The sequence below is a fragment of the Janthinobacterium aquaticum genome, assembly GCF_009208565.1.
In the GTDB taxonomy this organism is placed as follows: domain Bacteria; phylum Pseudomonadota; class Gammaproteobacteria; order Burkholderiales; family Burkholderiaceae_D; genus Janthinobacterium.
Genome location: NZ_WFLK01000003.1, coordinates 79,160 through 105,843, shown reverse-complemented (window position 1 = coordinate 105,843; position 26,684 = coordinate 79,160). Strand labels below are relative to the sequence as shown.

The 26,684-nt window shown below is 61.5% G+C and carries 23 protein-coding genes; 16 read left to right on the top strand and 7 right to left on the bottom strand.

The genetic code is table 11. From position 1 onward, the window contains the following. Positions 1 to 16 precede the first annotated feature (16 nt). Positions 17 to 1,414, bottom strand: a complete 1,398-nt coding sequence (argH, locus tag GCM43_RS05970) for an argininosuccinate lyase (protein ID WP_152242620.1) — start codon at positions 1,412 to 1,414, stop codon at positions 17 to 19. Positions 1,415 to 1,700: 286 nt separating this feature from the next. Here argH and GCM43_RS05965 point away from each other — a divergent pair, with 286 nt between their 5' ends. From GCM43_RS05965 to GCM43_RS05955, 3 genes are all read left to right on the top strand, one after another. Continuing rightward, on the top strand, positions 1,701 to 1,907 hold the full coding sequence (locus GCM43_RS05965; protein WP_152242619.1) for a hypothetical protein: 207 nt from the start codon (positions 1,701 to 1,703) through the stop codon (positions 1,905 to 1,907). Between the two features lie 301 nt (positions 1,908 to 2,208). Next, complete coding sequence (locus GCM43_RS05960) at positions 2,209 to 2,598, top strand: BON domain-containing protein (RefSeq protein ID WP_226929341.1); 390 nt, start codon at positions 2,209 to 2,211, stop codon at positions 2,596 to 2,598. A 12-nt stretch (positions 2,599 to 2,610) separates the two neighbouring features. Continuing rightward, the gene (locus GCM43_RS05955; protein ID WP_152242618.1) at positions 2,611 to 3,132 is read left to right on the top strand and encodes a hypothetical protein; all 522 of its coding nucleotides are present in this window, start codon (positions 2,611 to 2,613) and stop codon (positions 3,130 to 3,132) included. Positions 3,133 to 3,425: 293 nt separating this feature from the next. Here GCM43_RS05955 and GCM43_RS05950 read toward each other — a convergent pair whose 3' ends face one another. Further along, complete coding sequence (locus tag GCM43_RS05950) at positions 3,426 to 4,364, bottom strand: bifunctional helix-turn-helix transcriptional regulator/GNAT family N-acetyltransferase (protein ID WP_152242617.1); 939 nt, start codon at positions 4,362 to 4,364, stop codon at positions 3,426 to 3,428. 107 nt (positions 4,365 to 4,471) lie between these two features. After that, positions 4,472 to 5,125 carry a hydrolase gene (locus tag GCM43_RS05945; protein ID WP_152242616.1) on the bottom strand — a complete coding sequence of 218 codons (654 nt, stop codon included), beginning with the start codon at positions 5,123 to 5,125 and terminating at the stop codon, positions 4,472 to 4,474. Positions 5,126 to 5,499: 374 nt separating this feature from the next. Here GCM43_RS05945 and GCM43_RS05940 point away from each other — a divergent pair, with 374 nt between their 5' ends. The 3 genes from GCM43_RS05940 to GCM43_RS05930 all read left to right on the top strand — a co-directional run bounded on the left by GCM43_RS05940 (position 5,500) and on the right by GCM43_RS05930 (position 6,576). Then, positions 5,500 to 5,685, top strand: coding sequence for a hypothetical protein (locus tag GCM43_RS05940; RefSeq protein ID WP_152242615.1), 186 nt, complete (start codon positions 5,500 to 5,502; stop codon positions 5,683 to 5,685). Between the two features lie 85 nt (positions 5,686 to 5,770). Next, positions 5,771 to 6,196 carry a GNAT family N-acetyltransferase gene (locus GCM43_RS05935; protein WP_152242614.1) on the top strand — a complete coding sequence of 142 codons (426 nt, stop codon included), beginning with the start codon at positions 5,771 to 5,773 and terminating at the stop codon, positions 6,194 to 6,196. Positions 6,197 to 6,390: 194 nt separating this feature from the next. Further along, complete coding sequence (locus GCM43_RS05930; protein ID WP_152242613.1) at positions 6,391 to 6,576, top strand: hypothetical protein; 186 nt, start codon at positions 6,391 to 6,393, stop codon at positions 6,574 to 6,576. Between the two features lie 80 nt (positions 6,577 to 6,656). Here GCM43_RS05930 and GCM43_RS05925 read toward each other — a convergent pair whose 3' ends face one another. Both GCM43_RS05925 and GCM43_RS05920 read right to left on the bottom strand, forming a co-directional pair. After that, a complete protein-coding gene (locus GCM43_RS05925; protein ID WP_152242612.1) occupies positions 6,657 to 8,045 on the bottom strand; it encodes a YfcC family protein in 1,389 nt (462 codons plus the stop codon). Between the two features lie 10 nt (positions 8,046 to 8,055). Next, positions 8,056 to 9,192: a succinylglutamate desuccinylase/aspartoacylase family protein gene (locus GCM43_RS05920; protein ID WP_152242611.1), complete on the bottom strand. Its 1,137-nt coding sequence runs from the start codon at positions 9,190 to 9,192 to the stop codon at positions 8,056 to 8,058. 188 nt (positions 9,193 to 9,380) lie between these two features. Between GCM43_RS05920 and GCM43_RS05915 the strand changes: the two genes are divergently transcribed. From GCM43_RS05915 to GCM43_RS05905, 3 genes are read left to right on the top strand one after another with little or no spacing between them, the layout of a single operon-like run. Beyond that, entirely contained in the window at positions 9,381 to 10,385 is a 1,005-nt protein-coding gene (locus GCM43_RS05915) for a MurR/RpiR family transcriptional regulator (RefSeq protein WP_152242610.1), read from the top strand. Positions 10,386 to 10,405: 20 nt separating this feature from the next. After that, positions 10,406 to 13,174 (top strand): TonB-dependent receptor, encoded by a 2,769-nt coding sequence (locus tag GCM43_RS05910; RefSeq protein ID WP_413770928.1) that lies wholly within the window; start codon positions 10,406 to 10,408, stop codon positions 13,172 to 13,174. A 57-nt stretch (positions 13,175 to 13,231) separates the two neighbouring features. Further along, positions 13,232 to 14,500 carry a cyanophycinase gene (locus tag GCM43_RS05905; protein ID WP_152242609.1) on the top strand — a complete coding sequence of 423 codons (1,269 nt, stop codon included), beginning with the start codon at positions 13,232 to 13,234 and terminating at the stop codon, positions 14,498 to 14,500. 6 nt (positions 14,501 to 14,506) lie between these two features. Here the strand turns inward: GCM43_RS05905 and GCM43_RS05900 are convergent, their stop codons facing one another. Continuing rightward, complete coding sequence (locus GCM43_RS05900) at positions 14,507 to 16,501, bottom strand: hybrid sensor histidine kinase/response regulator (protein WP_152242608.1); 1,995 nt, start codon at positions 16,499 to 16,501, stop codon at positions 14,507 to 14,509. 152 nt (positions 16,502 to 16,653) lie between these two features. Here GCM43_RS05900 and GCM43_RS05895 point away from each other — a divergent pair, with 152 nt between their 5' ends. Next, entirely contained in the window at positions 16,654 to 18,084 is a 1,431-nt protein-coding gene (locus GCM43_RS05895; protein ID WP_413770927.1) for an IgA Peptidase M64, read from the top strand. A gap of 67 nt (positions 18,085 to 18,151) precedes the next feature. Next, positions 18,152 to 18,793 carry a hypothetical protein gene (locus GCM43_RS05890; protein ID WP_152242607.1) on the top strand — a complete coding sequence of 214 codons (642 nt, stop codon included), beginning with the start codon at positions 18,152 to 18,154 and terminating at the stop codon, positions 18,791 to 18,793. A gap of 5 nt (positions 18,794 to 18,798) precedes the next feature. Here the strand turns inward: GCM43_RS05890 and GCM43_RS05885 are convergent, their stop codons facing one another. Beyond that, entirely contained in the window at positions 18,799 to 19,767 is a 969-nt protein-coding gene (locus GCM43_RS05885) for an IS1595 family transposase (RefSeq protein ID WP_152242606.1), read from the bottom strand. A gap of 394 nt (positions 19,768 to 20,161) precedes the next feature. Between GCM43_RS05885 and fabI the strand changes: the two genes are divergently transcribed. The 5 genes from fabI to GCM43_RS05860 all read left to right on the top strand — a co-directional run bounded on the left by fabI (position 20,162) and on the right by GCM43_RS05860 (position 26,563). Then, positions 20,162 to 20,938 (top strand): enoyl-ACP reductase FabI, encoded by a 777-nt coding sequence (gene fabI / locus GCM43_RS05880; protein ID WP_152242605.1) that lies wholly within the window; start codon positions 20,162 to 20,164, stop codon positions 20,936 to 20,938. Between the two features lie 46 nt (positions 20,939 to 20,984). Continuing rightward, positions 20,985 to 23,237 carry a DUF3141 domain-containing protein gene (locus tag GCM43_RS05875; protein WP_152242604.1) on the top strand — a complete coding sequence of 751 codons (2,253 nt, stop codon included), beginning with the start codon at positions 20,985 to 20,987 and terminating at the stop codon, positions 23,235 to 23,237. A gap of 6 nt (positions 23,238 to 23,243) precedes the next feature. Continuing rightward, entirely contained in the window at positions 23,244 to 24,653 is a 1,410-nt protein-coding gene (locus GCM43_RS05870; protein ID WP_152242603.1) for a bifunctional enoyl-CoA hydratase/phosphate acetyltransferase, read from the top strand. Further along, the gene (locus GCM43_RS05865; RefSeq protein ID WP_152242602.1) at positions 24,650 to 25,873 is read left to right on the top strand and encodes an acetate/propionate family kinase; all 1,224 of its coding nucleotides are present in this window, start codon (positions 24,650 to 24,652) and stop codon (positions 25,871 to 25,873) included. The genes GCM43_RS05870 and GCM43_RS05865 overlap by 4 nt, the downstream gene beginning before the upstream one ends. 216 nt (positions 25,874 to 26,089) lie before the next feature. Further along, positions 26,090 to 26,563, top strand: a complete 474-nt coding sequence (locus tag GCM43_RS05860; RefSeq protein ID WP_152242601.1) for a hypothetical protein — start codon at positions 26,090 to 26,092, stop codon at positions 26,561 to 26,563. Positions 26,564 to 26,684 lie beyond the last annotated feature (121 nt).

Genomic DNA, 26,684 nt, shown 5'->3' with positions numbered 1-26,684 from the left:
GGGGCGGCAAATGGTATTACTTTTCCAGCTGCGTACGTACGCGGGCAATCGCTGCGCGCACCTGGTTCGGCGCGGTGCCGCCCACGTGGTCGCGCGCGGCAACCGAGCCTTCCAGCGTCAGCACTTCAAACACATCGGATTCGGTCAGCGGCGAGAACGCCTGCAGCTGTTCCAAAGACAGGTCGGCCAGGTCACAGCCGGCGTCCACGCAGGCGCGCACGGCCAGCGCCACGGCTTCGTGGGCGTCGCGGAACGGCAGGCCTTTCTTGACCAGGTAGTCGGCCAGGTCGGTGGCGGTGGCGTAGCCTTGCAGGGCAGCGGCGCGCATTGCTTCCGGCTTGACGGTAATGCCGCCGGCCATGTCGGCAAAGATGCGCAGCGTGTCGATCACGGTGTCGACCGTGTCGAACAGCGGCTCCTTGTCTTCCTGGTTGTCCTTGTTGTAGGCCAGCGGCTGGCCTTTCATCAGGGTCAGCAGGCCGGTCAGGTGGCCGTATACGCGGCCGGTCTTGCCACGCGCCAGTTCCGGTACGTCCGGGTTTTTCTTTTGCGGCATGATCGACGAGCCGGTGCAGAAGCGGTCGGCAATATCGATAAAGCCGATGCGCGGGCTCATCCAGATCACCAGTTCTTCGGCCATGCGCGACACGTGCATCATCAGCACGGCAGCAGCGGCGCAGAACTCGATGGCGAAATCGCGGTCCGACACGGCGTCGAGCGAGTTGTGGCAAACGTCGTCAAAACCCAGCGTTTTGGCCACGCGCAGGCGGTCGATCGGGAAGGTGGTGCCGGCCAGCGCGGCGGCGCCCAATGGCAGGCGGTTGACGCGTTTGCGGCAGTCCGCCATGCGCTCGGCGTCGCGGCCGAACATTTCCACGTAGGCCAGCATATGGTGGCCAAAGGTGATCGGCTGGGCTACCTGCATGTGGGTAAAGCCCGGCATGATGGTGTCGGCATGCTGCTCTGCCAGATCGGTCAGGGCGCCGCGGAACGTGGCCAGCAGGGCGGTGATGTCATCGATGGCCGAACGCACGTACAGGCGGATATCAGTAGCTACCTGGTCGTTGCGCGAACGGCCCGTGTGCAGGCGCTTGCCGGCGTCGCCCACCAGTTCGGTCAGGCGTTTTTCAATATTCAGGTGGACGTCTTCCAGGTCCAGCAGCCACTCGAACTGGCCGCTGGAAATTTCCTGCGAAATTTGCGCCATGCCGCGCTTAATCTCGGCGTAGTCGCCGGCGCTGATGATCGATTGCGCATGCAGCATTTCCGCATGGGCCAGCGAACCTTCGATATCGAACAGCGCCAGGCGCTTGTCAAAAAACACAGATGCGGTATAGCGCTTGACGAGGTCGGAGACAGGCTCGGAAAAGCGGGCCGACCAGGCTTCGGCCTTTTTGGAGAATTGATCAGTCATGAAAGAGGTCCTTTAGAGTACGGCGATTATAAACAAGGTTAGGGGGCGCCAGCCGTTTTCAGGCTGCTTTGCGCCCTGAAAATGCCGCCTATGGCGCAGATTTGCATCACATTGGCGCCTGATTTGAACCGCATCGCATTTTTTCGCGCTCCATCGCGCCGCTTTGTATTCTGTGCCGCGTTTTGCGCATTTTGTCGCAATCCGATGGCGATGCGGGATGGATCAGCCTAAAGTTCAATCATCGCAAGACACCACAACCACCCACAACCACCCCAGGGAGAACAAAATGAACATCGCTAAAAACATGGAAGCCATCTTCGTCGCCATCATCGCCGTCGCCGCTGCCGCCAGTATCGCCACCGCCGCTGTACCAGCTTTTCGCACCGCGCCAGCCGCTGCCGTGACCACTGTTGCCAGCGCCGATGCTGCCGTGATGCACACCGTCCACGTCAGCGCCAAGCGTTTGAGCGCAGAAGAAAAAATCGCCTTGTGATGCATTTTGCAGTTTCCCGTAGTACCAGACTGTCGTTGTTGTCCTGTGTTACAGCAGGCGATTGAAACGGGCGGCGCCCCCGGTTCTCTCCAGCCTCACTAACCGCCTTCCCCCCCGACATGCCGACCTGGCGTGGTCGTCCTTGTGCCATCGACTCTCCCGGCACAGCCTGTTTTTCTCCTTGCCGCATCTTCCCCTGCCCATGCGTTCAGGGTTAGGAAACGTACATACGACCGATGTCGTGTTGGCTACGATGGACTCACTGATGCACCACATGCGTCAAAACCTTCAAGGAGATCGTATGCGACACGTTGCAATGACTTTAGGACTGGCGCTTGCCCTGGCTGGTGGCGCTGCCACTGCGCAGAACGCACCAGCAGGCCAGGCTACGCCGGTTGCCGACAATACCAAGATGAACCACCGCGACAAGCACGATACGCAGGACACTGCGCAAGCGCAGTCGAACGCCAAAGGCGACCGTGAAACGCTCGCCGCCGTGCGCCGCGCCGTGGTGCAGGACAAATCGCTGTCGACCACCGCCCACAACGTCAAGATCATGGCCACCGGTGGCGTGGTGACGCTGCGCGGCCCGGTCGAGTCAGCAGAAGAAAAAGCCAAGGTGGAGTCGCTGGCCAAGCAGGTAGCCGGCGTGACCTCGGTAGAAAATCATCTCGATATCAAAACCAACTAATCAGGAGCTCCCATGAATAACGCCGTTTACTGCATCGCACTTGACCACCCACACGCCGAAGTCATCGTTGACCGCCTGAAAGGCGCCGGCTTCCCGTCGTCCGATATCTCGGTACTGTTCCCGGACAAGGGCGGCACGCGTGACTTCGCGCACGAGCAAAACACCAAAATGCCGGAAGGCGCCACCACCGGCGGCGTCGCCGGCATGGGCACCGGCGCGATTCTCGGCTGGCTGGCCGGCATCGGCACCCTGGCCATTCCTGGCGTCGGCCCGTTCATCGCTGCCGGCCCGATCATGGCCGCACTGGGCGGTGCAGCAGTCGGCGGCGCAGCCGGCGGCATTATCGGTGGCCTGGTCGGCATGGGTATTCCTGAATACGAAGCCAAGCTGTATGACGGCAAGGTCCGTAGCGGCAATATCCTGATCTCGGTTCACACCGAGAATTCGGATCAGGTCAAGGTTGTGAAGCAGATCTTTGAAGACGCCAAAGCGGAAGATATCCGTTCGACGTCGGAAGCTAGCACGCCGAGCTGATTTGTTCATTTCTCCCCTAAGGCAAACCCTTGGGGGAGACGTAAATCAAGTGCGCCAGGCGAAAAATGGCGGGCCGGAGACGCAGGTCTGAGAAAATGCCGATGGCTGCGTTGCAGCTCCTCGCCGACCATTCGTACTGTCTTCGTCGCTGCGCCTTGCCCTCGACATTTTTCAGCCCCGCTTGGCCCGGTGCTCCTGTGCTGGCGCCTGGAGTATTGTCACCTTTTACTGGTGTGCTTGTGGCGCTGGGACGCTAACTTGGCGTCAAACGCAGGTATTTTCACTCCAGCAACCTACAGCTCCATCTCCCATATCTCATTGACCATCTCCTTGCCGAAGGCATGCACTGCTTCTTCGGATAGTAGCGTATAACCTTTGCTCATATAGATGCGTCGTGCCGCCTGCTGGCTGCTGGTAGTCCACAGACGCATTTTGCGGTAGCCGGCAAGGCGGGCAAAGCGGTGGCATGTGTCGACGAGGCGCGCGCCCAGGCCATAGCCGCGCGCTGCATCTTCCACCAGCAGTAGGCGCAGCTTGGCAACGTCGTCGTCTTCGCTGCGCGCAAGCGCAATCGAGCCGACGCGCTGGCCGGCCATCTCGGCGATCCAGCACTGTTCGCGGGCGGGATCGAAATCGCGCTCGAAGTCGGCGCAGATCTGGCGAACCAGCGCGGTAAAGCTGCTGTCCCAGCCCTGTTCTTTTTCATACAGGTCGCCATGGCGCTGCGTGATCCAGTCCATATCACCGGGGCCGAAAGGACGCAGCACAAAGGGTTCGGAAAATTTGAGGTCGCCCTGCTGGTCGAGCAGGGTTTCGATGGTGCGCATGGCGTCGAGCAGGTACAGCTGATCGGTGTCGTCCAGGCGTGCCAGCATCTCGCCCACTTCGTCGCGTGAACGGCGATCCAGCGGTTCATAGACTGCGCGGCCATGCGCCGTCATGCTCAGCAGTTTGGCGCGGCCGTCATTGGGCATCGGTACTTTGGTGATCAATCCGGCTTGCTCGAACTTGCTGACCAGGCGGCTCAGATAGCCCCTGTCGAGCCCGAGGTCGCGGCACAGTGCTGCCGGTTGCTGGTCGCCGTGGTGGACCAGTTCGTACAGCACGCGCAACTCGGTGAGCGTGAATTCGCTTTGCAGATGGCCTTCGCGCAGCACGCCGATCTTGCGCGTGAAAAAGCGGTTGAACGAGCGCACCTTGGCGATGCGGTCGTGGAAAGCAGGCAGGGACATCACGGCTCCAGTAACAAGAAGGCTCTTATTCTGGAATAGATTGTTGACTGAGTCAACAATCTATTGGGTTTCACCGTCGGACCGCGTTATGCGCGGTCCTGCCGCCATCAATGTCCTTCGCTGGCGTTAAACATGGTCTTGGCGTAGATCAGGCCCAGGCCATAGCCGCCACCATGCGCCACTGCCGTAGCCACGGTTTCGTTGTAGGTCTCGCCGCGTGCCCAGTCGCGCTGCAGTTCCAGCAGATACTGAACCGACGTCATTGGCTGTGCGCCTGCCTGTATCATGCGCTGCATGGCCATCTGGTGCGCTTCGTCCGACACGTCGCCGCTGGCGTCGGCAATCACATATACCTCGAAACCCTGTTCCAGCGCCGACAGCGCAGGGCCCACGATGCAGACCGACGTCCACAAACCGGCCAGCACGATCTTGCCCTTGCCGTAGCCGTTGACCTTCTCGGCGATGCGCGGGTCTTCCCAGGTATTCATGGTGGTGCGGTCGATCGGCGCCTGGTCCGGGAACACAGACTGGATTTCACCAAAGATCGGACCGGAGAACGATTTCTCTGCCACCGTCGTCAGTATCGTCGGCACCTTGAATTCTGCTGCCGCTTTCGATACCAGCGCCGCGTTATTGCGCAGCAGCGCCAGGTCGATCGAGCGAGTGGCAAACGCCATCTGCGACTGGTGGTCGATCATGATCAGGGTATGGTCGTTCGGGGTCAGCAGTTTTTGAGCGGCTTTGGCGGTTGCGATAGGCATGATAGGTTCCCTTTAGTCGAAAAAATTGAATAATAAAAATGTGTAAAAACTTGATCTGTAGTGCCAGGCTTGCTGCAGTATTTGTGTCTGCTGGGCCAGTGCTATGCAGTATGAAGCATGGTTTCCAAAAATTAAAACGGAAAGAATGCCAAGTTATATTCGATTTTTTCGATAATAAAAACGGGGTCAGGTCGGCCATTGCTACACGGCCTCATCAGCATGATCTCAGCGCGCATTCCATCGCGTCCGCCGGTATTCTGTGCCGCGTTTTATGCAGTTGGTCGCAATGCCATGGCGATGCCAGCCCGATATGTCTAAAGTTCAATCATCGCAGCACGCAAACCACTTGAACTGATTACTTAAAGGACCTGATCATGAACATCGCCAAAAACATGGAAGCCATCGTTATCGCCGTCATCGCTGTTGCCGCTGCTGCCAGCATGGCCACTGCTGCGGTACCGAAATTTCACGCTGCCCAGCCAGTTGCCGAAGCCGTGACTACCCATGTTGTCTACGTCAGCGCCAAGCGCCTGAGCGCGGAAGAAAAAGCGGGGCTGTAAAAGCGCAGCAAGCTTTACTGTCTTTGCTGACAGCGCGTAAAAAATCGCCGATGATGGCTTTTTACAGCCAGCGGCGGACAATGCAATGCCCTCATTCCAGATCAGTACCGACAAGGCCGAACTCGATGTTCCGGCCATCCATCACTTCCTGAGCACGCAATCGACATGGGCCATCGGCATTCCGCTGGCCACCGTGCAGCGCTCCATCGATCATTCTCTGTGTTTTGGCGGCTATCTCGAAGGCCGCCAGATCGCCTTCGCCCGTGTCGTCAGCGACTTTGCCACGTTCGCCTATCTGGTGGACGTGTATGTGCTTGAATCCTTCCGGGGGCATGGCTACAGCAAGCAACTGATCGCTGCCGTGATCGCGCATCCCGACCTGCAGGGTTTGCGCCGCTTTATGCTCGCCACCAGCACCGCGCACACGCTGTACGCGCGCTACGGCTTTACGGCGCCGCTGCATCCTGCGTCGCTGATGGAAAAGTATGTGCCGGGGCTTTATCAGCGCTAGAGCGAGTCGGCCGGGAATGGCCGATGTGTTGCCCATGTCTCCCGACACCTCGGCGTTTTATCGCGTCTGCCGGTATTCTGTTCCGTATTTTCTGCAGTTGGTCGCAATCCGATGGCGATGTCAGCCTGATATGTCTAAAGTTCAATCATCGCAGCACGCAAACCACTTGAACTGATTACCTAAAGGACCTGATCATGAACATCGCCAAAAACATGGAAGCCATCGTTATCGCTGTCATCGCCGTCGCTGCTGCCGCCAGCATGGCGACCGCTGCGGTGCCGAAGTTCAGCGCTGTCCAGCCAGCCGCCGATATCGTGACCACCCATGTTGTGTATGTCAGTGCCAAGCGCTTGAGCGCAGAAGAAAAAGCATCGCTGTAAGGAAGCAAAGGACCGGCGGCGGCAGATGACGGCAGCAGTGCTGAGCTTGTGTAGCAATGGCCGACCTGACCCCGTTTTTGCTACTGCCACTGCATCAAGGCTGGCGGTATCAGCAGCAAGAGGGCCAGTACCAGATAGATCAGCTGCAGCGGGATCATCCATTTGGCCCAGGTAATCCAGGGCACGCGCGCCAGGGCTAGTACGCCGACGGTGATGCCGGAAGTGGGAATCATGGGGGTGGTGAATTCGCCGAACTGGAACGCCAGGATAGCCGTCTGGCGGGTGACGCCCACCAGGTCGGCCAGCGGCGCCATGATGGGCATGGTCAATGCGGCCTGGCCGCTGCCCGAGTGAATAAAGAAGTTGATCACCGACTGCATGAAGAACATTTTCTGCGCGGCGAACACGGGACTTGACGAGGCCACCAGCGGCGTCAGCGCATGCAGCATGGTGTCGATAATCTGCGCGTCACGCGCCAGGATCATGGTGGCGCGGGCCAGCGCGATCACCAGTGCCACACCCACCATGTCGCGCGCGCCGTGCACGAACGACGCCACCAGGCTGTCGGCGTCGAGGCGGCCCACCAGGCCCACCACGATGGCCATCACCAGGAACAGCGCGGCGATTTCATCGATGAACCAGTCGTACTTGACCACGCCAACCACCATCGTCAGAAGGGTGCCGAGGAAGATCCACAGCACGGCGCGATGGGTGCCAGTCATGCCGGCAAAGCTGTCCAGGTCCAGCGTATGTTCGCTGCGCTTTTCCAGGTCGAGCTGGTAGGTCGGGCTTTTCTCGGGATGGCGCTTGATGCGCGCCGCATACCACATCAGGAACATGATGCTGACGGCAGTGGCAATGCTCCACACGATCAGGCGGTAGCCGATGCCTGAAAAGATCGGCACGCCGGCAATGCCCTGCGCAATGCCGACATTGAACGGGTTGAGAAAAGCTGCTGAAAAGCCCACCTGCGAGCCCAGGAACGGGATCGATACGCCAGTAATCGTGTCATAGCCGAGGGCCAGCGCCAGCGGCACGAAAATCAGAATAAAGGGAATGGCTTCCTCGTTCATGCCGAAGGTCGCGCCGCCCAGCGAAAACATGGTGAAAAATACCGGGATGATCGCCGCGCGCACGAAGCGCGAGTGCGTGTGGGCCTTGGCGATCGACTTGATCATGGCGTCGAAGGCTTCGGTTTTCTGTAGCACCGAAAAAGCCCCGCCGACAATCAGCACGAAGCCGATAATCAGGCTGGCGTCGACAAAGCCCTTGATGGGCGACATCATCAGCGCGGCCAGCCCTTGCGGCTTGTTTTCCACGTAGTGGAAGGTGCCGGGGATGATCAGCTGTTTGCCGTTGACCAGTTGCGTATCGAATTTCCCGCCCGGAACCAGCCAGGTCGCCAGCGCGATCATGGCCAGTATGGCGCACAGCAGGACAAAAGTATTGGGTAGCCTGAATTTTTTCATGGAGCGATCTTTATTGGCTCAGCAGGCTGCCGCCACGGTAGGCGATGGCGCCGGCGACCTTGCCGACGTTCATGCCGCGCAGTACATGGCGGTGCGCGCTGCGGGCGAAAAATACGCCGGCCACGGTGCAGCGCAGGGTGGTGCTGCTGCCGCTGACCGGGTCGATGATATCGGCCACCGCGTCGCCGGCGGCCAGCACGTCGCCCATCTGGCGCAGGTAGACCAGCACGCCCGCGTGCGGCGCCAGGATCGGTTCCACGCCAGCGAGCGGTGTCGGTTCGCACTGTGGCGCTGGCAGGTTGTCGGCGGCGCCGTCGATCTCGAGCACGCCTTCGATGGCCAGGAAGCGCAGCAGTGCGCGCGCATCGCGCTCGGCCAGCGCGTACTCCACTTCCACTTCGCCGCGCAGCTCCACCGTGACGGCCAGGCAGGCGGCAGGAATCGGATAGCGGCCCTGGAAGTGCGTGTCCAGGTCCCACCACAGACGGCTGCACGCTTCGTCGAACGGCTCTTCGCCAGCCGCCAGTTCCAGCAGCACGGCGCGCGCGCCCAGCAGCGCCGACAGCGGCGCCACCTGCGCGGCCAGCGGCGTGCCCGCGTACAGGTGCAGCGCTGCCTCGTTATCGCAATGCAGGTCGAGCACGATATCGGCATCGATGGCCATGCCCAGCAGCGTTTTTTTCAGCGTCTCGGCATCGGTGCGCGGCTGCCAGCCTGCAATTGCCGCGCGCGACTGTTCGCGTATCAGCGCCACGTTGGCGCCGGTGTCGGCGCCCAACTGGCCGTCGAGCGTGAGTTTGAGCTCTTCGGCCACATGGCGGTAGGCGCGGTTGAAGTTGATCCCGGTCGACAGGTCGAAACGGCCGAACGGCGCGCCATGAATCGCCTGCGCCAGGCCGATCGGATTGGCGGCCGGTACCAGGATGATTTCGCCGTGGACTTTGCCGGCCGCTTCCAGCACCAGCAGTTCGCGGCGCAGGAATTGCGCTACCAGCATGCCCGGCACTTCGTCGGCATGCAGCGCCGCCTGGATATAGACTTTCTTGCCGCTGCGGCTGGCAGCCGCTTTTTCGCCGAAGTGAAAACTGCTCAACTGGTAGCTGGTGCTGGCGTGCGGCGTGGAGATCGGATGCTGTTGTGCTTGCATGATGGACGTGCCCCGCAATGGCGCATGGTGGGTGGATTTCGGTCGATTATGTAGCATTATTTTCACGAAGTAAATCAATGAAAATCCTTTTACAGAAAATCATTGAGTTTTGTTTTTACTATGCGTAAAGTGGATTGCCATAGTTACTTTTTGTTGTTTTTTCTATCTCAGCCCGGGCCGCCAGTGTCATGAAGCCATCCGCCAGTCCTGTTGCAAGCACCTTGTCGGCGCCAGATGCCGCATTTGCCGCTTCCAGCCTGGGGCAGACCCTCAAGCGGGTGCTGGCCACCGGTTCGGCGTCCCAGCGCCAGATCGCCGACTACCTGCTGCGTAACCAGATGCGCGTCACCGCGCTGGGCATCGGCGAACTGGCCGACAGCTGCCAGGTGTCGACCGCCACCATCAGCCGCTTTGCGCGCGATATCGGCCATAAAAACTATTCGGCCATGCGCGGCGCCATGGCCGAGACGCTGCAGGCTTTGCTGCAGCCGGTCGACAAACTGCGCCACACCATCCTGCATCGCACGCGCGCCACCTCGCCCGTAACCGAAAGCCTTGAATACGCGGCCGCCAATATCGCCGCCACCGCCAGCGCACTGGTGCTGGCCGATATGCAGGCGGTGGTGGCGCAGCTCACGCGCGCCAAGGTGGTCTATGTGATGGGCTTTGGCCTGTCGGCCAACCTGGCCGGCATGCTGGTGCAGCACCTGCAGCCGTTCTGCCAGCATGTGGTGGAAGTGGTCGGTATCGGCGGCTCGGAAGTGGCGGCTGGCCATCTGGTCAACCTGACGGCGCACGACGTGCTGGTGGTTATTTCCTTCCCGCGCTATACGCTCGATTGCATCGGCCTGGCCAGTTTTGCACGCGATCGTGGCGCCTGCATCGTGGCGCTGACCGATGCGCCGGCTTCGCCGTTGGCAGCGCTGGCCGACCATGCGCTGTATGCGCAAAGCACGCATCCGGTGCTGCCCAGCAGCGCCAGCACGGCGCTGGCCATGATCGAGGCGCTGGCCGTGGCGCTGATGGTGTCGAACAAGGACAACGTGGAAAAAGCCGCGCGCCTGAGCGATATCATTGCCGCCTATCTGGTGGGCGGTGAGCATGGCGGGCAGGGTCCGCGCAAATTCAGTATTCAGCAAGCAAAAAGCAGTAGCCAGTCCAAAAAAAGCAGTCCAATTAAAAATCAGGGTTAACACCATACGGGAGTATTGTCATGCATATGCAAAATCAACACGACAAGCCGGCACGCGCCTTGCCTGTCTTATCGCTGGCAGCGCGCTCGGTTGCGCTGGCCGTCGGCGTCATGGCCACGCTGGGCAACAGCGCCTGGGCGCAGGAGGAAGAGATCAATCCCAAGCTGCAGCGGGTGGAAATCACCGGTTCGGCCATCAAGCGGCTGGAGTCGGAAACGGCCTTGCCGGTGCAGGTCATCACACGCGCCGAGATTGAAAAAGTCGGCGTAACCACGGCGGCCGAGCTGCTGGCGCGTGTGTCGTCCAACGTGGGCGGCCTGACCGATGGCGCCAGCATCAACGTCGGTGGCGACCAGCGCGGCTTCAACAGCGCCAACCTGCGCGGCATCGGTACGTCGTCGACGCTGGTGCTGCTCAATGGCCGGCGCATGGCCAACTTTGCGTCCCCGGGCGACGACACGGGTGTGGACCTGAACAATATCCCGGCCGCCGCGCTGCAGCGCGTGGAAGTACTGCTCGACGGCGCTTCGGCCCTGTACGGCACCGATGCGATCGGTGGCGTGATCAACTTCATCACGCGCAAGGACTACCAGGGCGTGGAACTCAATGTCTATGGCGGCAAGACCGATGAAGGCGGCGGCGGCAAGCGTACCGCCAGCATCACGGCCGGCATCGGCAATATTGCCGAAGATGGCTACAATGTGTTTGCCGTGTTCGATGCGCAGAAAACCGACCGTCTCAGCACGGCGCAGCGCAAGTTCATCCCGAACCTGCAGATACCGCAGCGGCTTGGCCATTTGCTGTCGAGCTTTACCAGCCCGGCCAATATCCGTCTCACGTCGACCCAGCGCACGCACCTGCAGGACAACGGCTTTTTGCTCAACGGCCAGCCGATCACCAACCGCCAGATCAACTTTGCCATCCCCAATTGCGCGCCGCCGGCCAACCTCTACCTGCCTAACGGCACCGGCGGCGTCGATGGCTGCACCTACGATTACATGGGCGATACCGAGCTTTATCCCAAGTCGGACAAGCAGAACTTCCTGACCCGCGGCGTGCTGCAGGTAAGCCCGAATCACCAGCTGTATGCGGAAGCGGCGCTGAGCCGTTCGCGTACCTACTATGTCGGCTCTTCGGCGCGCGTGATCGGCTATCTCGATTACAGCCGCGTGCCGCAACTGGCCAACGCCGGTTTCGATACGGCGCTTGACGAAGACGGCGAACCGGTTTCGCGCGAGCTGGAGCTGCGCATGCGCCTGAATGAAGCGGGCATGCGCACCAGCGAGCTGACCAGCGAAAGCCAGCGCTACGTGGTCGGCGCCACCGGTACGGTCGGTGCCTGGGATTATGACGTGGGCTTCAATCACAGCGTGAATGTGGTCAAGGACCGCGATACGCACGGCTATGTGCTGTACGACCAGCTGCTGGCCGGTATTGCAGATGGCCGTATCAATCCTTTCGGTCCGTCTAGCGCAGACGGCAAGGCGCTGCTCGACAGCATCCAGGTCAACGACGAAGTGCGCCATGCGCGCGGCGTGATGGACTCGCTCGACTTCAAGCTGTCGCGCAGCCTGATGAAAATGGCCGGCGGCGATATGGGTTTTGCCATCGGCGGCGAAATGCGGCGCGAGCGCACCGAGTTCCGTCCATCGGCCTTGCTGATGAGCGATAACATCAATAACGACGCGGCGCCCGAAGGCGGCGTGGCCACCAGCGACAGCCGCAAGACGCAAGCCATCTACAGCGAATTGCTGATGCCGTTTACCAAGCAATGGTCGGCGCAATTGTCGGGCCGCTACGACCATTATGAACAGGTGGGCGGCGCACTGAGTCCGAAGATCGGCCTGACCTATATGCCCAGCAAGCAGGTGCTGATGCGCGCCTCGGCCGGCAAGGGTTTTCGCGCACCGTCGCTGTCGGACCTGCACCGCCCGACCGTCTACAGCAGCACGGCCACGCTGCCGGACCCGGTCTACTGCGCCAGCGAAGGCAACGATTACTCGGTCTGCGCCGACAACTGGGATACGCGCCGCTACAGCAACGACAAGCTGAAACCCGAGCGCAGCCGCCAGTTCTCGGCCGGCCTGGTGCTCGAGCCGAGCCAGCACTGGACCTTCAGTGCCGACTACTGGAACATCAAGCGCACCAACCTGATCAGCGAAATCGGCGATGATATTATCCTGGCCAACCTGAACAAATACGGCGACCTGGTACACCGCGACGAAGACGGCCTGATCGACTATATCGAGCTGCGCAAGGAAAACCGTGGCGCGCAAAAGGCCTCCGGCATCGACCTGACAGCCGACCTGCATGGCGTAAAAACCGCGTGGGGCCGCTTTGGCGCACGACTGAACGGCACCTATGTGCTCAATTCGAAAATCCAGACCAGCCCGGGCGACGATTTCATCAGCAACCTCAATCGCTTCGTCACCGACGGTGTAGTGCAGCGCTGGCGCCATACCATCACCTTTGACTGGGATCAGGGGCCGTACTCGGCCAGCCTGTCGAACACCTATTCGAGCAGCTACCAGGACCAGAACTCGGCCATCAATGTGGACGATGGCAGCGTGGTGGCAGCCAACCGCGTGAAAGCCTATACGCTGTGGGATATGTCGGGCGCCTATGCGGTCAGCAAGCAGTTCAAGCTGCGCGCCGGCATCCAGAATCTGTTCAATACCAGCCCGCCATACTCGAACCAGGCATTTTTCTTTATCTCGGGCTACGACCCGAGCTACACTGATCCACGCGGCCGGCGCTTCTACGCATCGGCTAACTACAGCTTCAAGTAAGTGTTGTCTGCGGCGCACGCCAGCCGTGCGCCGGTTTTCCAGTATTTGAAAGGCACCATGAAATCGAACGCAATCGCACCTCAAAAATTGTATGCCGCCTTCGCCACGGTGGTCCTGGTGGCATTGGCCCTGTTCAGCAGCGCGCTGCATGCAGCGCCGACGGCCAGCGCCGTCAACCCCAACGCGCCGCAAGGCACGCTGGTGATTATCGGCGGCGGCCTGCGCGCCGATAACGCCGAAGTCTGGCAGCGCATCGTCGACCTGTCCGGCGGCAAGGGCGCCCGCATTGCGGTGCTGGCCTCGGCCTCGATCAACCCGGAAAAATCGGGCGCCAGCATCATGGCCAAGCTCAATCAGTACGGCGCCGACGCGTTTTTCGTGCCGCTCGGCGTCAAGCTGGCCAATAGCGACTACCGCAAGGCGGCCGAAGATCCGGCCATCGTGACCCAGATCAAGGCCGCTACCGGCATCTACTTTGCCGGCGGCGACCAGGGCCGCATTACCCAGGCGCTGCTGCGCCCGGACGGCAGCCGCACGGCGGCGCTGGAAGCCATCTGGTCGGTGTACCGCAACGGCGGCGTGATTGCCGGCTCCAGCGCCGGCGCGGCCATTATGAGCACCACCATGTTCTACGATGCGCGGCCCGTGCTCGACATGCTCAAGATGGGCGTGACCGATGGTCGCGAGATCGCCCCTGGCCTGGGCTTTATCGGCAGCGACGTGTTTGTCGACCAGCACTTGCTGGTGCGCGGGCGCTTTGCGCGCATGATCCCGGTGATGCTGAAAAAGGGTTACCACATTGGTCTCGGCATCGATGAGAACAGCGCCATGATTGTCGACGCCAAGCGCGACGTGGAAGTCATCGGCTACAGCGGTGCGCTGTTGATCGACCTGTCCGGTGCGATTACCGACCGCGGCATCAAGAACTTCAATATCAGCAATGCGGCCATCAGCTACCTTGATCGCGGCGACAAGTTCAACCTCGTCACGCGCGCCTTTACGCCGTCGCCCGACAAGGCCGACAACAAGCTCGATCCCAACCAGCCCGACATGCGCGAGCCGGTATTTACCAACGATATCCTCGGCAATAACGCGGTACTGGACCTGATGGGCAACCTGATCGACAACGCCCAGCAGGAAGCGATCGGCATCGCCTTTGGTAACCCGCGCGATCCGTATCCGGATCTGGGCTTTGAATTCAGGTTCAGCAAGACGGTCAACAGCGTGGGCTACAGCTCGACCGAAGCGGAAGCGTATTCGGTACTGAAACTTCGCCTCGACATCCGTCCGATCCAGTTGCGCCAGCCGCTGTACCGCTACAAATAAGCGCCGCTATCCAAGCGTATCGAGCAGCGCCAGCAACTGGGCTGTCTCGATTGGCTTGACGAAATGGTGGTCGAAGCCGGCGGCGATGGCCTGCTGCCTGGCCTGCTCGTCGCCGTAGCCGGTGACGGCGATCAGCACCGCGCCCGCCAGGGCCGGCACGGCGCGGATCTGGCGCGCCAGCGCATAGCCGTCCAGGTCGGGCAGGCCGATATCGAGCAGGAACACGTCAGGCAACAGTCCTTGCGCGCGCTTGACCACGTCCAGTGCCTTGTGCTCGGTGGTGACCTGATGGCCCGTGGTGGCCAAAAACATGGCCAGCATCTGCGCCGCATCGACGTTATCGTCGACAACCATCACCTGCAGCGCCCGGCAACCGGCGCCGCGCGCCTGCCTGGTCGCCGGTGCCGGGACTTGTTCCACTTCCTCGTGAAAGTGCGGCAGGCAGATGCTCACGCGGCTGCCCAGGCCCAGGCCGGCGCTGCTGGCTGCCACCTCGCCGCCATGCAGTTCCACCAGGCTTTTCACCAGCGCCAGGCCGATGCCAAGTCCACCCTGGGCGCGGTCGGCTTCGCGCTCGGCCTGCACGAACAGTTCAAAAGCATGTTCAAGCACCTCGGCCGTCATGCCAATGCCGTTATCGATGACCACCAGCCGCACCTGGCCGTCCACCACGTCCAGGTGCAGGTCGATCTGGCCGCCGTGCGGCGTGTACTTGGCGGCGTTGTTGAGCAGATTGGCCACCACCTGCACCAGCCGTTTCGAGTCTCCCAGCACCAGCGCAGAAGTGACGGGTGTCTGCAGGTTCAGGTGATGGCCTCGGCTCTCGATCAGCGGGCGTACCTGCTCGATCGCGTCTGTCACCACGTGCTTGACATCGGTGCGCACTTTCACCAGCGGTATCATGCCGCGCGTGACGCGCGAGACATCGAGCAAGTCGTCGATCAGGCCGCTGATATGGCGTACCTGGCGCCCGATCACGGCACTGGCCTGCTGCACCCGCGCCGGGTCAGCGCCGGCCAATTGCAGCAGGTTGGCTGCCGCCGAAATGGGCGCCAGCGGATTGCGCAGTTCGTGCGCCAGCATGGCCAGGAATTCATCCTTGCGCCGGTCCGCATCGCGCAGCGCCTGTTCGGTGCGGATACGCTCGGATACGTCGCGAAACATCAGTGCTACCTTTTTTTCCTCGGGCTGGTCAACCCGGATCGCATAGACATCGAACCAGCGCTTCATCGTTTCCGAGCCCTCGATAAGGCGTACCGGTTCACCCGTCAATGCCACTTTGCCGTAGATATCGAACCAGCGCTCTTCCAGGTCCGGCACCAGCTCGCGTGCCGTCTTGCCGACGGGGTCCACCAGTCCGGCCTGCCGTTCGAACGCGGGATTGACTTCCAGGAAGAGGTAGTCGACCGGCTTGCCGCTATCGTCAACGATGATCTGGATCACGGCCAGGCCTTCGTCCATGGAATCGATCACCGTCACATAGGACTGCCTGAGTTTTTCACGCACGCGCATCTCACCAGTGACGTCGGTAGAGACGGCCAGCACGCCCTGTACCTTTTCTTCGTCCTCGATGGGACTGCAGCCATAAGTCCAGTACACATCTTCGCGCTGGCCGTGGCGGGTCACCGGCACCAGCGCATTTTCATGCCAGGTCGCGCCATGGCCGGCCATCACGCCAGCGATCTCGGGGCCGATGATATGCCAGGCTTCTGCCCAGCATTCCTCGCCGCGCTGGCCCAGGGCATGCGGGTGGCGTTCGGCACCCATGGTGCGGCGGTAGGCATCGTTATAGAACTGATACAGCTCGTCGCCCCACCATATAAACATCGGATGGTTGCTGGTCAGCAGCAGGCGCAGCGTCGATTTCAGCAGCGATGGCCAGAGTTCCGGAACGCCCATCGGATGGGTTGCCCAGTCGTGTTCGCGCATCAGGGCGCCCATTTCGCCGCCGCCAGCCAGAAAACCCGGTGGCGCCTTGTTTGACCAGTGCGTTTGCGTCACGTGATTACCTTTCAGTTTCAAACGGCCTGCAACCGGCCAGTGCCATGCGATTGTAGCAAGCTCTTCACTCAAAACACCTGCCTTTGTCGCTACAATGTACCGTAGCGAACGCTGTCTGTTCGCTTTTGCCCAACCCCGTTTCCAGGACTACCATGCGGTCTACTGCCATTCCTTCTTTCTTTCGTATGCTGGCGCTGGCCGCCTGCCTTTTTCCCGCTGTGCAGGCTGCAGCCGCGCAGCCGGCCACTATGCGCCTCGACTACCAGCACAGCGGCAATGCGCTGGGCGAACATTACGCGGCCGAGCGCGTGCTGGTCGAGCCCTTGCCGTGGCCGGGCAATATGGCGCGCACCATCGACGACAGCAACCGGGGCGTCAATATGGTGGAAGTGGTCGATATCAAGACCGGCAAGGTGCTCTATTCGCGCGGCTTTTCCACCATCTTCGGCGAGTGGAGCAGTACCGACGAGGCCAGGACCAGCTCGCGTGCCTTCCAGGAGTCGGTGCGCTTCCCGCAGCCCGAGCAGCCGGTACGCGTGCGCATCCTCAAGCGTGATGAGCGGGGGCTGTTTTCGGTGGTCTGGAGCCATGACGTCGACCCCAATGCGCAGGATGTGATCCGCAAGCAGCCACCAGGCGCGGTCAAGCCGATTCCGATTCGCGTCAGCGGCCCGTCGCCTGACAAGGTCGATCTGCTGATCCTCGGCGACGGCTACACGGCTGCTGAAATGGGTAAATTCGAGGCTACTGCGCGCAAGCTGGCCGATCATTTGTTTACGGTCTCGCCGTTCCGCGAGCGCGCCAGCGATTTCAATGTCTGGGCGATGGCCGCGCCGACCCAGGAGTCGGGCGTCTCGCGCCCATCGACCGGCGTGCACCATGCCTCGCCGCTGGGCACGCGCTACGATATCTTCGGCAGCGAACGCTATGTGCTGACCACCGACAACCGCGCACTGCGCGACCTGGCCCAGTACGCGCCTTACGAATTCATCGAAATCCTGGTCAATAACGACACCTATGGCGGTGGCGGCATCTTTGGCCAGTTCAGCACGGCGGCGGCCAATAACGACTGGGCCAACTACCTGTTCGTGCATGAATTCGGCCACCATTTTGCCGGCCTGGCCGATGAATACTACACTTCGCCCGTAGCCTACCAGTCCAATGGCGAGCGCCAGGAGCCGTGGGAGCCGAACGCCACGGCGCTGCGCGACCCGGCCAAACTGAAATGGAAGAACCACGTGAAACCCGGCACACCGCTGCCCACGCCCTGGCCCAAGGAAGCGTATGACGCACATGCGCGCGAGTACCAGCAGCAGCGCGCTGCCCTGCGCACGGCCAATCGCCCGGAAAGCGAGATGAGTGCGCTGTTCGAGTCCGACCTGGCCTACAATGCCCAGCTGTTTTCCAAGGCGCCGCAGCGCCACGCGGTGGGCGCCTTTGAAGGCGCCAACTACGAATCGCAAGGCTATTATCGTCCCGAGATGCAGTGCATCATGTTTGACCGCAGCGATACCTTCTGCTCGGTCTGCCAGGACGGTATCAGCACGATTATTGACCTGTATGCCGGGCCGGCAAAACGTTAAATAGCGCGTAGCTTGCGTGATGCATCAACTATGGCTGCGCTTGCGCGGCCATTTTTCTGGAGCCTCAATGAAAAAGATGCTGTTAATCGTGGTGCTGGCCGCGATGGCTTTATATGCGTTTAAAATCTGGGCCTATGATCCGTTCATGTGGAAAAAGGCGATGAAGAGCCCTGAGCATGCCTTGAAACCGGGCAGCACGATCTTTGCCAATTACCGGGCGAGCAATGGCAGCCAGTCGACGGTCAGGAAATACTTTATCTTCAAGGTTACCGAAATTAATGGCGACCATGTACGTTTATCGGTGGTGCGCCAATTGAGCGAGGCGGGAAAACCATTGCAGTCCGATTTTTCCACCACCGAACACGACTACCAGGCCCTGAAAAAAACCATCAATAGCCTGGCCGTGACGGGTATTCTGCGTGAAGACCTGTATCGCAAGGACAGTGAACCGTATGTGCTCAATGATTATCTGAAGGCGAAATATCCTGCCCTGAATACATCGCGCTATTATTTTGAAGAGCTTCCTGCCGCGCACAAAAACCAGCCGGTGCCAAATGAGCAGTTCCAGCGTAGCGAGTATTTCAGCCTGCTGTATTCAAAAAAGGAAATCATCGAACATGGCCGGTTGGCGCCGTGGGTCATCAGCAATGGTCCCGAGCCCGAGATATTTCATCGCATGGCGGAAGATATTGATGTCATTATTAATTAGTTTGGCTATGTCACCGCCAAATGTGGGAATTGCCCCAGTGCAGCGTTAAGCAGACTGGTCGCTGAACGGATGCGCCTGGCATCGAGTATCCAGCGCCAGCCCAGATAGTTGGGCAGATAGCGCGTGGCCACGCCATGAAACGGCGCCAGCCATTGCCGCAATCGGCTGTGGTAGGCATTGACGTTCTGCACATGCATCGCGCCCCTGACGCGGATGCCAGCACGCAGGTTGACCGCCTGATGGCTGATGCCGGCTTCGCGTGCGAAGGCACGGTAGGCCGGGTGGCCATCGGTAACGAGCAGCACATCGCGGTCGATCACCGGTTCAAGCCAGGTATGTAGTCTGGCAGCAGTCAGTTGCCCCTTGCCGGTGACAAAATCGCGCGTCTGGCCGGTACGGTCGCGCGCCACCAGGATACAGACCTGCTCGCTGGAAATGCCGCGCTGGTGCGCGTGTCCGCCACGTCGGCGCGCTGGCCGGGTCAGGTGACGCGAACCTTTTTCTGACTCCAGCAGATACATCTCGTCGGCCTCGGCAATGCCGTGCAGGCACAGTGGCCGATCAGTTCTGGCGAGCTCGAGGAAGCGGTGGCGCCAGCGAAAGCTGGTATTGCGATGGATAGCGAGCTGCCGTGCCGCCTTGCGCACCGAAAATGATTCAAGCATGCAGCCGGCATAGGTCAGCCATCGGGCCTTGTAATGCAAATGCGCCAGTGGTGTGCCGGACAGAGCATTAAAGGTTCTGCCACAGTCCACGCAGCGATAACGCTGCAGGCCCTGTGCATGGCCATGCCGGTGAAAATGCGTCGAACGGCAGGTCGGACAGGCCAGATGCGCCTGCGCCGCCTGCTCGATCAAGGCCAGGGTGGCATCCGTCCCCGCCGCTGCACCGAGCAGTTCCATGGTGGTACTGCGCTGGTGTTGCGACAGCTGGGCGAACTGGCTGATAAAAGACTGCCATTGCGAGGGGGACATGATGTGCTCCTGACGGTGGGTTCAGACCGTTAGACCTGCCCGGTTCAGGCACGTTCCCCTATTTATCGCTGACAGAGCCATTAGTTTCATGTTCATCTCCCGATCCGCGCACACGATAGAGGAAGTGGCATGCATCCAGAAGGATTACGGTAGAATTTGATCCATATCAATGTTGCATTGCCGCAAATCACCTTATAGTTGCCCCGTTTCAAGGCAGCCTGACCGTGTGTTATTGGTTGCCTGAGTCATCGCCCGCGCGGCCCTCTGCTGTGCCGCCGGCCTGGAATTCAGACGGAACCACCGACATGACAATGCATGACAGCGCAGCAGATTTACCCGGCCGCTTTTTTCCCACTATTCCCGTTCTGACACCGCTCTTGCCGCGAGCGTGCCCATGACGCGGCCCTTGTTCGGCCTGCAGGGCAAGCGCGGCCTGGTGGTTGGCGTGGCCAATGACCAGAGCATCGCCTGGGGCTGCGCGCGCGCCCTGAGCGCGGCTGGCGCCGAACTGGCGCTGACCTGGCTGAACGACAAGGCGCGCCCGCATGTCGAGCCGCTGGCGCAGCAACTGCAGGCTGCCATCACGGCGCCGCTCGACGTATCGGTGCCGGGCCAGCTCGAATCGCTGTTTGCACGCATCGAGCGAGAATGGGGCGGTCTGGACTTCCTGGTGCATTCGATCGCCTATGCGCCGCAGCAGGACCTGCACGGGCGCGTGACGGACAGTTCGGCCGCCGGCTTCGCGCAGGCCATGGATATCTCCTGTCACTCTTTCATGCGCATGGCCAAGCTGGCCGAGCCGCTGATGAAGCAGGGCGGCAGCCTGATGGCCATGACCTATCTGGGCGCCGAAGAGGTAATCGCGGACTATGGCCTGATGGGGCCTGTGAAGGCGGCGCTGGAGGCGTCGGTGCGCTACCTGGCCGCCGAGCTGGGACCGGCCGGCATCCGCGTCAATGCCATTTCGCCAGGGCCGCTGGCTACCCGCGCCGCTTCCGGCATCGCCCATTTTGACCGGCTGCTGGCCGACGCCGAGACACGCTCGCCGCTGCGCCGCCTGGCCAGCATCGACGACGTGGGTGCCCTGTGCGCTTTTCTCGCCGGCGACGGCGCGCGCGCCATTACCGGCGGCACGCTGTATGTCGACGGCGGCTACAACATCCTCAACTGATCACCGGCGCGCCATGCGCGCGCCTCCCCGGAAACAAAGGAGTGTCATGAAAATAGAATCTGCACCATTTTTCTCTACTGGTGGCGTGCCTTCGCTCGGTGCATTCGGCGACTATGCGCGCGACTCGTGGCAGCGCATCGTGCTGTACGCCGACGTGATGCGCCGCCGCGGCAACCAGTACCAGCAGCATCTGCACGAAGAAGTGCCCAATGTGCTTGATTTTCCGGCCGAACTGGTGATGAGCGGGCGTGACCTGCCGCGCCCCGTCAACTACGGCCTGGTGCGCATCCTGGCGCCCAACCTGCCCGAGCCCGATGCGTCGAAGCGTCCGTTCGTGGTGGTCGATCCGCGCGCCGGCCACGGTCCGGGCATCGGCGGCTTCAAGGCCGAAAGTGAAATCGGCGTGGCGCTGCGCGCCGGCCACCCCTGCTATTTCGTCGGCTTCCTGCCCGATCCGGTGGAAGGCCAGACGGTGGAAGACGTAATGCATGCCGAAGTGGCGTTCCTGGAAAAAGTCATCGCGCTGCATCCCGACAGCGAAGGCAAGCCGACCGTGATCGGCAACTGCCAGGCGGGCTGGCAGATTTTGATGACGGCCGCCATGCGCCCCGACCTGTTCGGCCCGATTATCGTGGCTGGCGCGCCCGTGTCGTACTGGGCCGGCTGGCATGGCCGCAATCCGATGCGCTATGGCGGCGGCCTGATGGGCGGCAGCTGGGCCACGGCGCTGGCCGGCGACCTGGGCAACGGCCGCTTCGACGGCGCCAATCTGGTGCAGAACTTTGAAAAGCTCAACCCGGCCAATACGCTGTGGAGCAAGCAGTACAACCTGTACGCCAATATCGATACGGAAGCGCCGCGCTACCTGGAGTTTGAAAAATACTGGGGCGGCCATGTATTTTTGAACGCGGTAGAAATGCAGTACATCGTCGACAATCTGTTTATCGGCAACCGCCTGGCCACGGCCGAATTGATTACCTCGACCGGCGTGCGGCTGGACCTGCGCAATATCCGCTCGCCCATCGTGGTGTTCTGCTCGAACGGCGACAATATCACGCCGCCGCCGCAGGCGCTGGGCTGGATCACCGACCTGTACCGCGACGACAGCGAACTGCTGCTGCACGACCAGACCATCATCTATGCGGTGCATGCCAGCATCGGCCACCTGGGCATTTTCGTCTCGGGCAAGGTGGGCCACAAGGAGCATCAGAAGTTTGCCAGCAATATCGACCTGATCAACCTGCTGCCGGCTGGCCTGTACGAGGCGCTGATCGTCGACAAGACGCTTGAGACGCCCAATGCCGACCTGGCCAGCGGCGACTATGTGCTGTCGGTCGAGCACCGCACGCTCGACGACGTGCGCGCCATCGTGCAGCCGAGCGAGGAAAACGACCGCAAGTTTGCCGCCGCCCGGCGCGTATCGGAAACCAATCTGGCGCTGTACCGCAACTTCATGCAGCCATGGGTGCGCGCTGTCGTCACGCCGCAGTCGGCGCGCATGCTGCAGCTGATGCATCCGCTGCGCGTGTCGTACGAGCGCTGGACCGATCATAATCCGCTGGCCCGGCTGGTGGCGAAAGAGGCCGACAAGGTGCGCGCGGCGCGCGCGCCGGTGGCGCCCGACAATCCTTTCCTGGCCATGCAGCAGGCATTTTCAAGCGCGGTGACGGCAGGACTGGATAGCTGGCGCGACTGGCGTGATCGCGCCGATGAGCAGATGTTCGACCTGATCTACGGCTCGCCGCTGGTGCAGGCGCTGACGGGGCAGGGCACAGGCACGGCGCCGCGGCCCCATCCGGGCGTGGCGCCCGGGCACAGCGATGATGCGCGCCGTGAATCAGTCAGCCTGGACGATGACGTTTATCAGGGCGGCCTGGTTGAAGCGGGCGTGCGCGCGCAGTGTTATATCCATCGCTTCCGCATGGTGGCCGACGAGCGCCGCGTTAACCTGACCCTGAAACTGCTGCAGCCGCTGTTCGACCAGGATCTGCACATGGAGCAGTTCCGCGCCATCGTGCGCCAGCAGTCGCGCCTGCTGCAGCATGACTTCGACGCTGCCATGGCCGCCATGCCGCAGCTGCTGTCGCGCGCAAAGCCGGACGAGATCCGCGCCCTGGGCGCAGCGCTCAAGCAGCTGCTGCATGCATCCGATGCACCGACCCCGGATGAAGAAGCCAGCCTGCAGCAAATGCTGGCCGTGTTCGACAAGGCGGCCGGCATCCCGGCAGCCGGCGTTCCGGTGGCCGGCACACCGGCGGCCGAGGCGGCCAAACCGAAGAAAAACACCAGCAAAGCATAAGCTCACATGAACAAACCTGAACAGATCAATCTGGTGCGTAACCGTATCTTCGATGAAATCGCCATCGGCGACACGGCCAGCATCGTACGCACCCTGACCATGGACGATATCGCGTTGTTTGCCGTGATGTCCGGCGACGACAATCCGCAGCACCTGGACGCCGAATTCGGCGCGGCCAGCCAGTACCAGGGCGTGATCGCGCACGGCATGTGGGGCGCTGCCCTGATTTCGGCCGTGCTGGGCACGCGCCTGCCTGGCGCCGGTACCGTCTACCAGGCCCAGACGCTGCGCTTTTTGCAGCCGGTTCGCGTCGGCGACACGCTCGATATCAGCGTGACGGTGACCGAACGCGATGCGGCCAGCGGCGTGGTGACGCTGGCCTGCCGCTGCATCAACCAGCACGGCGCGGTGGTGCTCGAAGGCGAGGCGCAGGTGACTGCGCCCAAGCAGTCCATAGAGCGTGTGCGCGCCACGCTGCCCGAAGTGCGGCTGCATACGGGCGAAGGCCAGTGGCAATTGCTGGACCAGGCGCGCAGCAAGGGGCCGATCAGGGTGGCAGTCGTACACCCATGCGATGAACTGAGCCTGTCCGGTGCACTCGATGCGTACCGGGCCGGCCTGATCACCCCGCTGCTGGTGGCGCCGCGCGCGCGCCTCGAAGCGGTGGCCGAAGCGGCTGGCCTGTCCCTCGACGGCATTGAAATCGATGATGTGGAGCACAGCCATGCGGCGGCGGCGCGCGGCGCCGAACTGGCCGGCAAAGGAGAAGTCGAAGCGCTGATGAAAGGCAGCCTGCACACGGACGAACTGATGTCGGCGGTGCTGGCGTCGAGCGCTGGCCTGCGCACCAAGCGTCGTATCAGCCATTGCTTTCTGATGCAGACGCCGGCCTATCCACGTCCCTTCATCATTACCGATGCCGCCGTCAATATCGTGCCAACCCTCGAGATCAAGGCCGATATCGTGCGCAATGCGATCGACCTGGCGCACGTGATCGGCGTGGCGCAGCCGCGCGTGGCCATCCTGGCGGCCGTGGAAACGGTCAACCCGAGCATGCCGGCCACGCTGGATGCAGCGGCACTGTGCAAGATGGCCGACCGTGGCCAGATTACCGGCGCCATCCTCGACGGTCCGCTGGCGTTTGACAATGCGGTGTCGATGGCGGCCGTGGCCGTCAAGGGCATCGTGTCCGAGGTGGCAGGGCGCGCCGACATTTTGCTGGTGCCGGACCTGGAAAGCGGCAATATGCTGGCCAAGCAGCTTGAATACATGGGCGACGCGCACAGTGCCGGCATCGTGCTGGGCGCCAAAGTGCCGGTGATCCTGACCAGCCGCGCCGATTCGCGCGCCAGCCGTATCGCCTCGTGCGCGCTGGCCGTGCTGCTGGCGGCGCGCTACCGGAGCGCGCCGCCATGAACGCCAGCCATCACGACAGCAATCTGATTCTGGTGCTTAACTGCGGCTCGTCGAGCATCAAGTTCGCCCTGTTTGAAGCAAACGCTGAGGGCGGCCCCGATGGTATGGCGCAGCAGGCCGAATGGAGCGGCAAGATCGAGGGCATCGGTCGCGAGCGCACCATTTACCGCGCCGGCGGCCTGCCGGCCGAGACGCTGCAGCTGGACCCAGCGGAAGCGCATCATGCAGCGCTGGCGCATATTCGCGAAAAAGTGGTCGAACACCTGGCCGGTCGCCACCTTCTCGCCGTGGCGCACCGCGTGGTGCATGGCGGCAGCAAGTATTTTGCGCCGGTGCGCATCGACTTCGATGTGCTGGCCGACCTCAAGTCCTATGTGCCGCTGGCGCCCTTGCACCAGCCGTTTGCACTCGAAGCGATCGAGGTGCTGCTGCAGGAGCGGCCCGATATTGCGCAGGTGGCGTGTTTCGATACGGCCTTTCACCATACCGTGCCGCAGGTCGAACAGATGCTGGCGCTGCCCTACGACGCCTGGGAGCGCGGCTTGCGCCGCTATGGCTTTCATGGGCTGTCGTATGAATACCAGTCGCTGGTGCTTGAGCAGCGCTTTGGCCCGGTCGCGCGCGGCAAGGTCATTGTCGCGCATCTGGGCAGCGGCGCCAGCCTGTGCGCGATGGACGGCCTGGCCAGCGTGGCCACCACCATGGGTTTTTCCGCGCTCGATGGCCTGATGATGGGTACGCGCTGCGGCGCGCTCGATCCGGGGGCCGTGATCTATCTGATGGAGATCGAAAAGCTGTCGCTGGAAAAAGTCGCGCATGTGCTGTATCACGAATCGGGGCTGCTGGGCGTGTCGGGCGTCTCGGCCGACCCGCCGGTGCTGCTGGCGCAGGAAGAGCGCGATGACGCTACCGGCGAGCGCATCCGCGCCGCGCTGGCGCTGTACGTGCGGCGCATCGTGCGCGAAATCGGCGCGCTGACGGCGGTGCTGGGCGGCCTCGATCTGCTGGTGTTTACTGCCGGTATCGGCGAGCACAGTGCCGAACTGCGCCAGCGCATCTGTGCGCAACTGGGCTTTATCGGCCCGCAGCTCGACGCCGACGCCAATGCACGCAACGCCAGCGTGATTTCCAGCCATGACAGCCGCATCGTGGTAGGCGTGGAGCCGGCCAATGAGGAATGGGTAGCGGCCCGGCATGCGGCGCTGGCGGTGTCCGAGTAATGCACTGACGACATACGCGCCCATGGAGAACAATTTCCTTTTTGCAGTGCTTTTTCTCCATGGGTGCGATACCGCACAGTGTGGTTTTGGCTTTATCGCTACTATGAAGTCATGCCATCGCGTTGCTGACACAGACAACCCGATGCCTGGCAAATTTTGAACATTTTGCCCGCCTTTAGTAACAATAAATCTAAACCATATTGAAAGGTCCACATCATGAACAAATTGCTCGCCGCTCTGATCGCTACCGTGTTTGCTACCGCCGCCATGGCACAAACCGCTACCACCAACGACGTCGCGAAAGCCCAGGCTTCCGCACAAAAAGATGTGAACAAGGCTGCCAACAAGGAAGCCAAAGTTGATGCCAACGCCAACGAAGACGTCGCCAAGGCCGAAGCCAAAGCTGCTGAAAAGAAAGCTGACGCTCAGCACAAAGCTGCCAAAACCAAAGCCAAGGCACATGAAGATGTCGTCAAGGCTGATCCAGAAGACAAAATGAAGGAACAAGCCAAGGCTGACAAAAAAGCGGCCAAAGCTGACGCCAAAGCCCACAAAGCTGCTGTAAAAGCCGACGAGAAAGTCGCCAAGGAAAAAGTGGAAGCCAACGCCGACATGGCACAGGCTGCAACCAAAACTGCAGAAGCCAAGGCCAAGGCTGACGCTGAAGTGAAAGCTGCTGCAGCCAAGTAATTCCCGCTGTTTTGGCGTCGCGTAGGTCGGATTAGGCCCCGAAGGCCGTAATCCGACGACATTGTTGGCGCTGCAGGTGTTTGTCGGATTACGGCCTTCGGCCTAATCCGACCTACGCCTT

Excerpts from the sequence above, each read along its gene's own strand:
- GCM43_RS05870 (WP_152242603.1), top strand. The coding sequence starts at position 23,244 with ATGAACAAACCTGAACAGATCAATCTGGTGCGTAACCGTATCTTCGAT.
- GCM43_RS05965 (WP_152242619.1), top strand. The coding sequence starts at position 1,701 with ATGAACATCGCTAAAAACATGGAAGCCATCTTCGTCGCCATCATCGCC.
- GCM43_RS05895 (WP_413770927.1), top strand. The coding sequence starts at position 16,654 with ATGCGGTCTACTGCCATTCCTTCTTTCTTTCGTATGCTGGCGCTGGCC.
- GCM43_RS05920 (WP_152242611.1), bottom strand. The coding sequence starts at position 9,192 with ATGCAAGCACAACAGCATCCGATCTCCACGCCGCACGCCAGCACCAGC.
- GCM43_RS05910 (WP_413770928.1), top strand. The coding sequence starts at position 10,406 with ATGCATATGCAAAATCAACACGACAAGCCGGCACGCGCCTTGCCTGTC.
- GCM43_RS05890 (WP_152242607.1), top strand. The coding sequence starts at position 18,152 with ATGAAAAAGATGCTGTTAATCGTGGTGCTGGCCGCGATGGCTTTATAT.
- GCM43_RS05925 (WP_152242612.1), bottom strand. The coding sequence starts at position 8,045 with ATGAAAAAATTCAGGCTACCCAATACTTTTGTCCTGCTGTGCGCCATA.
- GCM43_RS05960 (WP_226929341.1), top strand. The coding sequence starts at position 2,209 with ATGCGACACGTTGCAATGACTTTAGGACTGGCGCTTGCCCTGGCTGGT.
- GCM43_RS05905 (WP_152242609.1), top strand. The coding sequence starts at position 13,232 with ATGAAATCGAACGCAATCGCACCTCAAAAATTGTATGCCGCCTTCGCC.
- GCM43_RS05950 (WP_152242617.1), bottom strand. The coding sequence starts at position 4,364 with ATGTCCCTGCCTGCTTTCCACGACCGCATCGCCAAGGTGCGCTCGTTC.
- GCM43_RS05940 (WP_152242615.1), top strand. The coding sequence starts at position 5,500 with ATGAACATCGCCAAAAACATGGAAGCCATCGTTATCGCCGTCATCGCT.
- GCM43_RS05945 (WP_152242616.1), bottom strand. The coding sequence starts at position 5,125 with ATGCCTATCGCAACCGCCAAAGCCGCTCAAAAACTGCTGACCCCGAAC.
- GCM43_RS05955 (WP_152242618.1), top strand. The coding sequence starts at position 2,611 with ATGAATAACGCCGTTTACTGCATCGCACTTGACCACCCACACGCCGAA.
- GCM43_RS05865 (WP_152242602.1), top strand. The coding sequence starts at position 24,650 with ATGAACGCCAGCCATCACGACAGCAATCTGATTCTGGTGCTTAACTGC.
- GCM43_RS05915 (WP_152242610.1), top strand. The coding sequence starts at position 9,381 with ATGAAGCCATCCGCCAGTCCTGTTGCAAGCACCTTGTCGGCGCCAGAT.
- argH (WP_152242620.1), bottom strand. The coding sequence starts at position 1,414 with ATGACTGATCAATTCTCCAAAAAGGCCGAAGCCTGGTCGGCCCGCTTT.
- GCM43_RS05860 (WP_152242601.1), top strand. The coding sequence starts at position 26,090 with ATGAACAAATTGCTCGCCGCTCTGATCGCTACCGTGTTTGCTACCGCC.
- fabI (WP_152242605.1), top strand. The coding sequence starts at position 20,162 with ATGACGCGGCCCTTGTTCGGCCTGCAGGGCAAGCGCGGCCTGGTGGTT.
- GCM43_RS05930 (WP_152242613.1), top strand. The coding sequence starts at position 6,391 with ATGAACATCGCCAAAAACATGGAAGCCATCGTTATCGCTGTCATCGCC.
- GCM43_RS05875 (WP_152242604.1), top strand. The coding sequence starts at position 20,985 with ATGAAAATAGAATCTGCACCATTTTTCTCTACTGGTGGCGTGCCTTCG.
- GCM43_RS05885 (WP_152242606.1), bottom strand. The coding sequence starts at position 19,767 with ATGTCCCCCTCGCAATGGCAGTCTTTTATCAGCCAGTTCGCCCAGCTG.
- GCM43_RS05935 (WP_152242614.1), top strand. The coding sequence starts at position 5,771 with ATGCCCTCATTCCAGATCAGTACCGACAAGGCCGAACTCGATGTTCCG.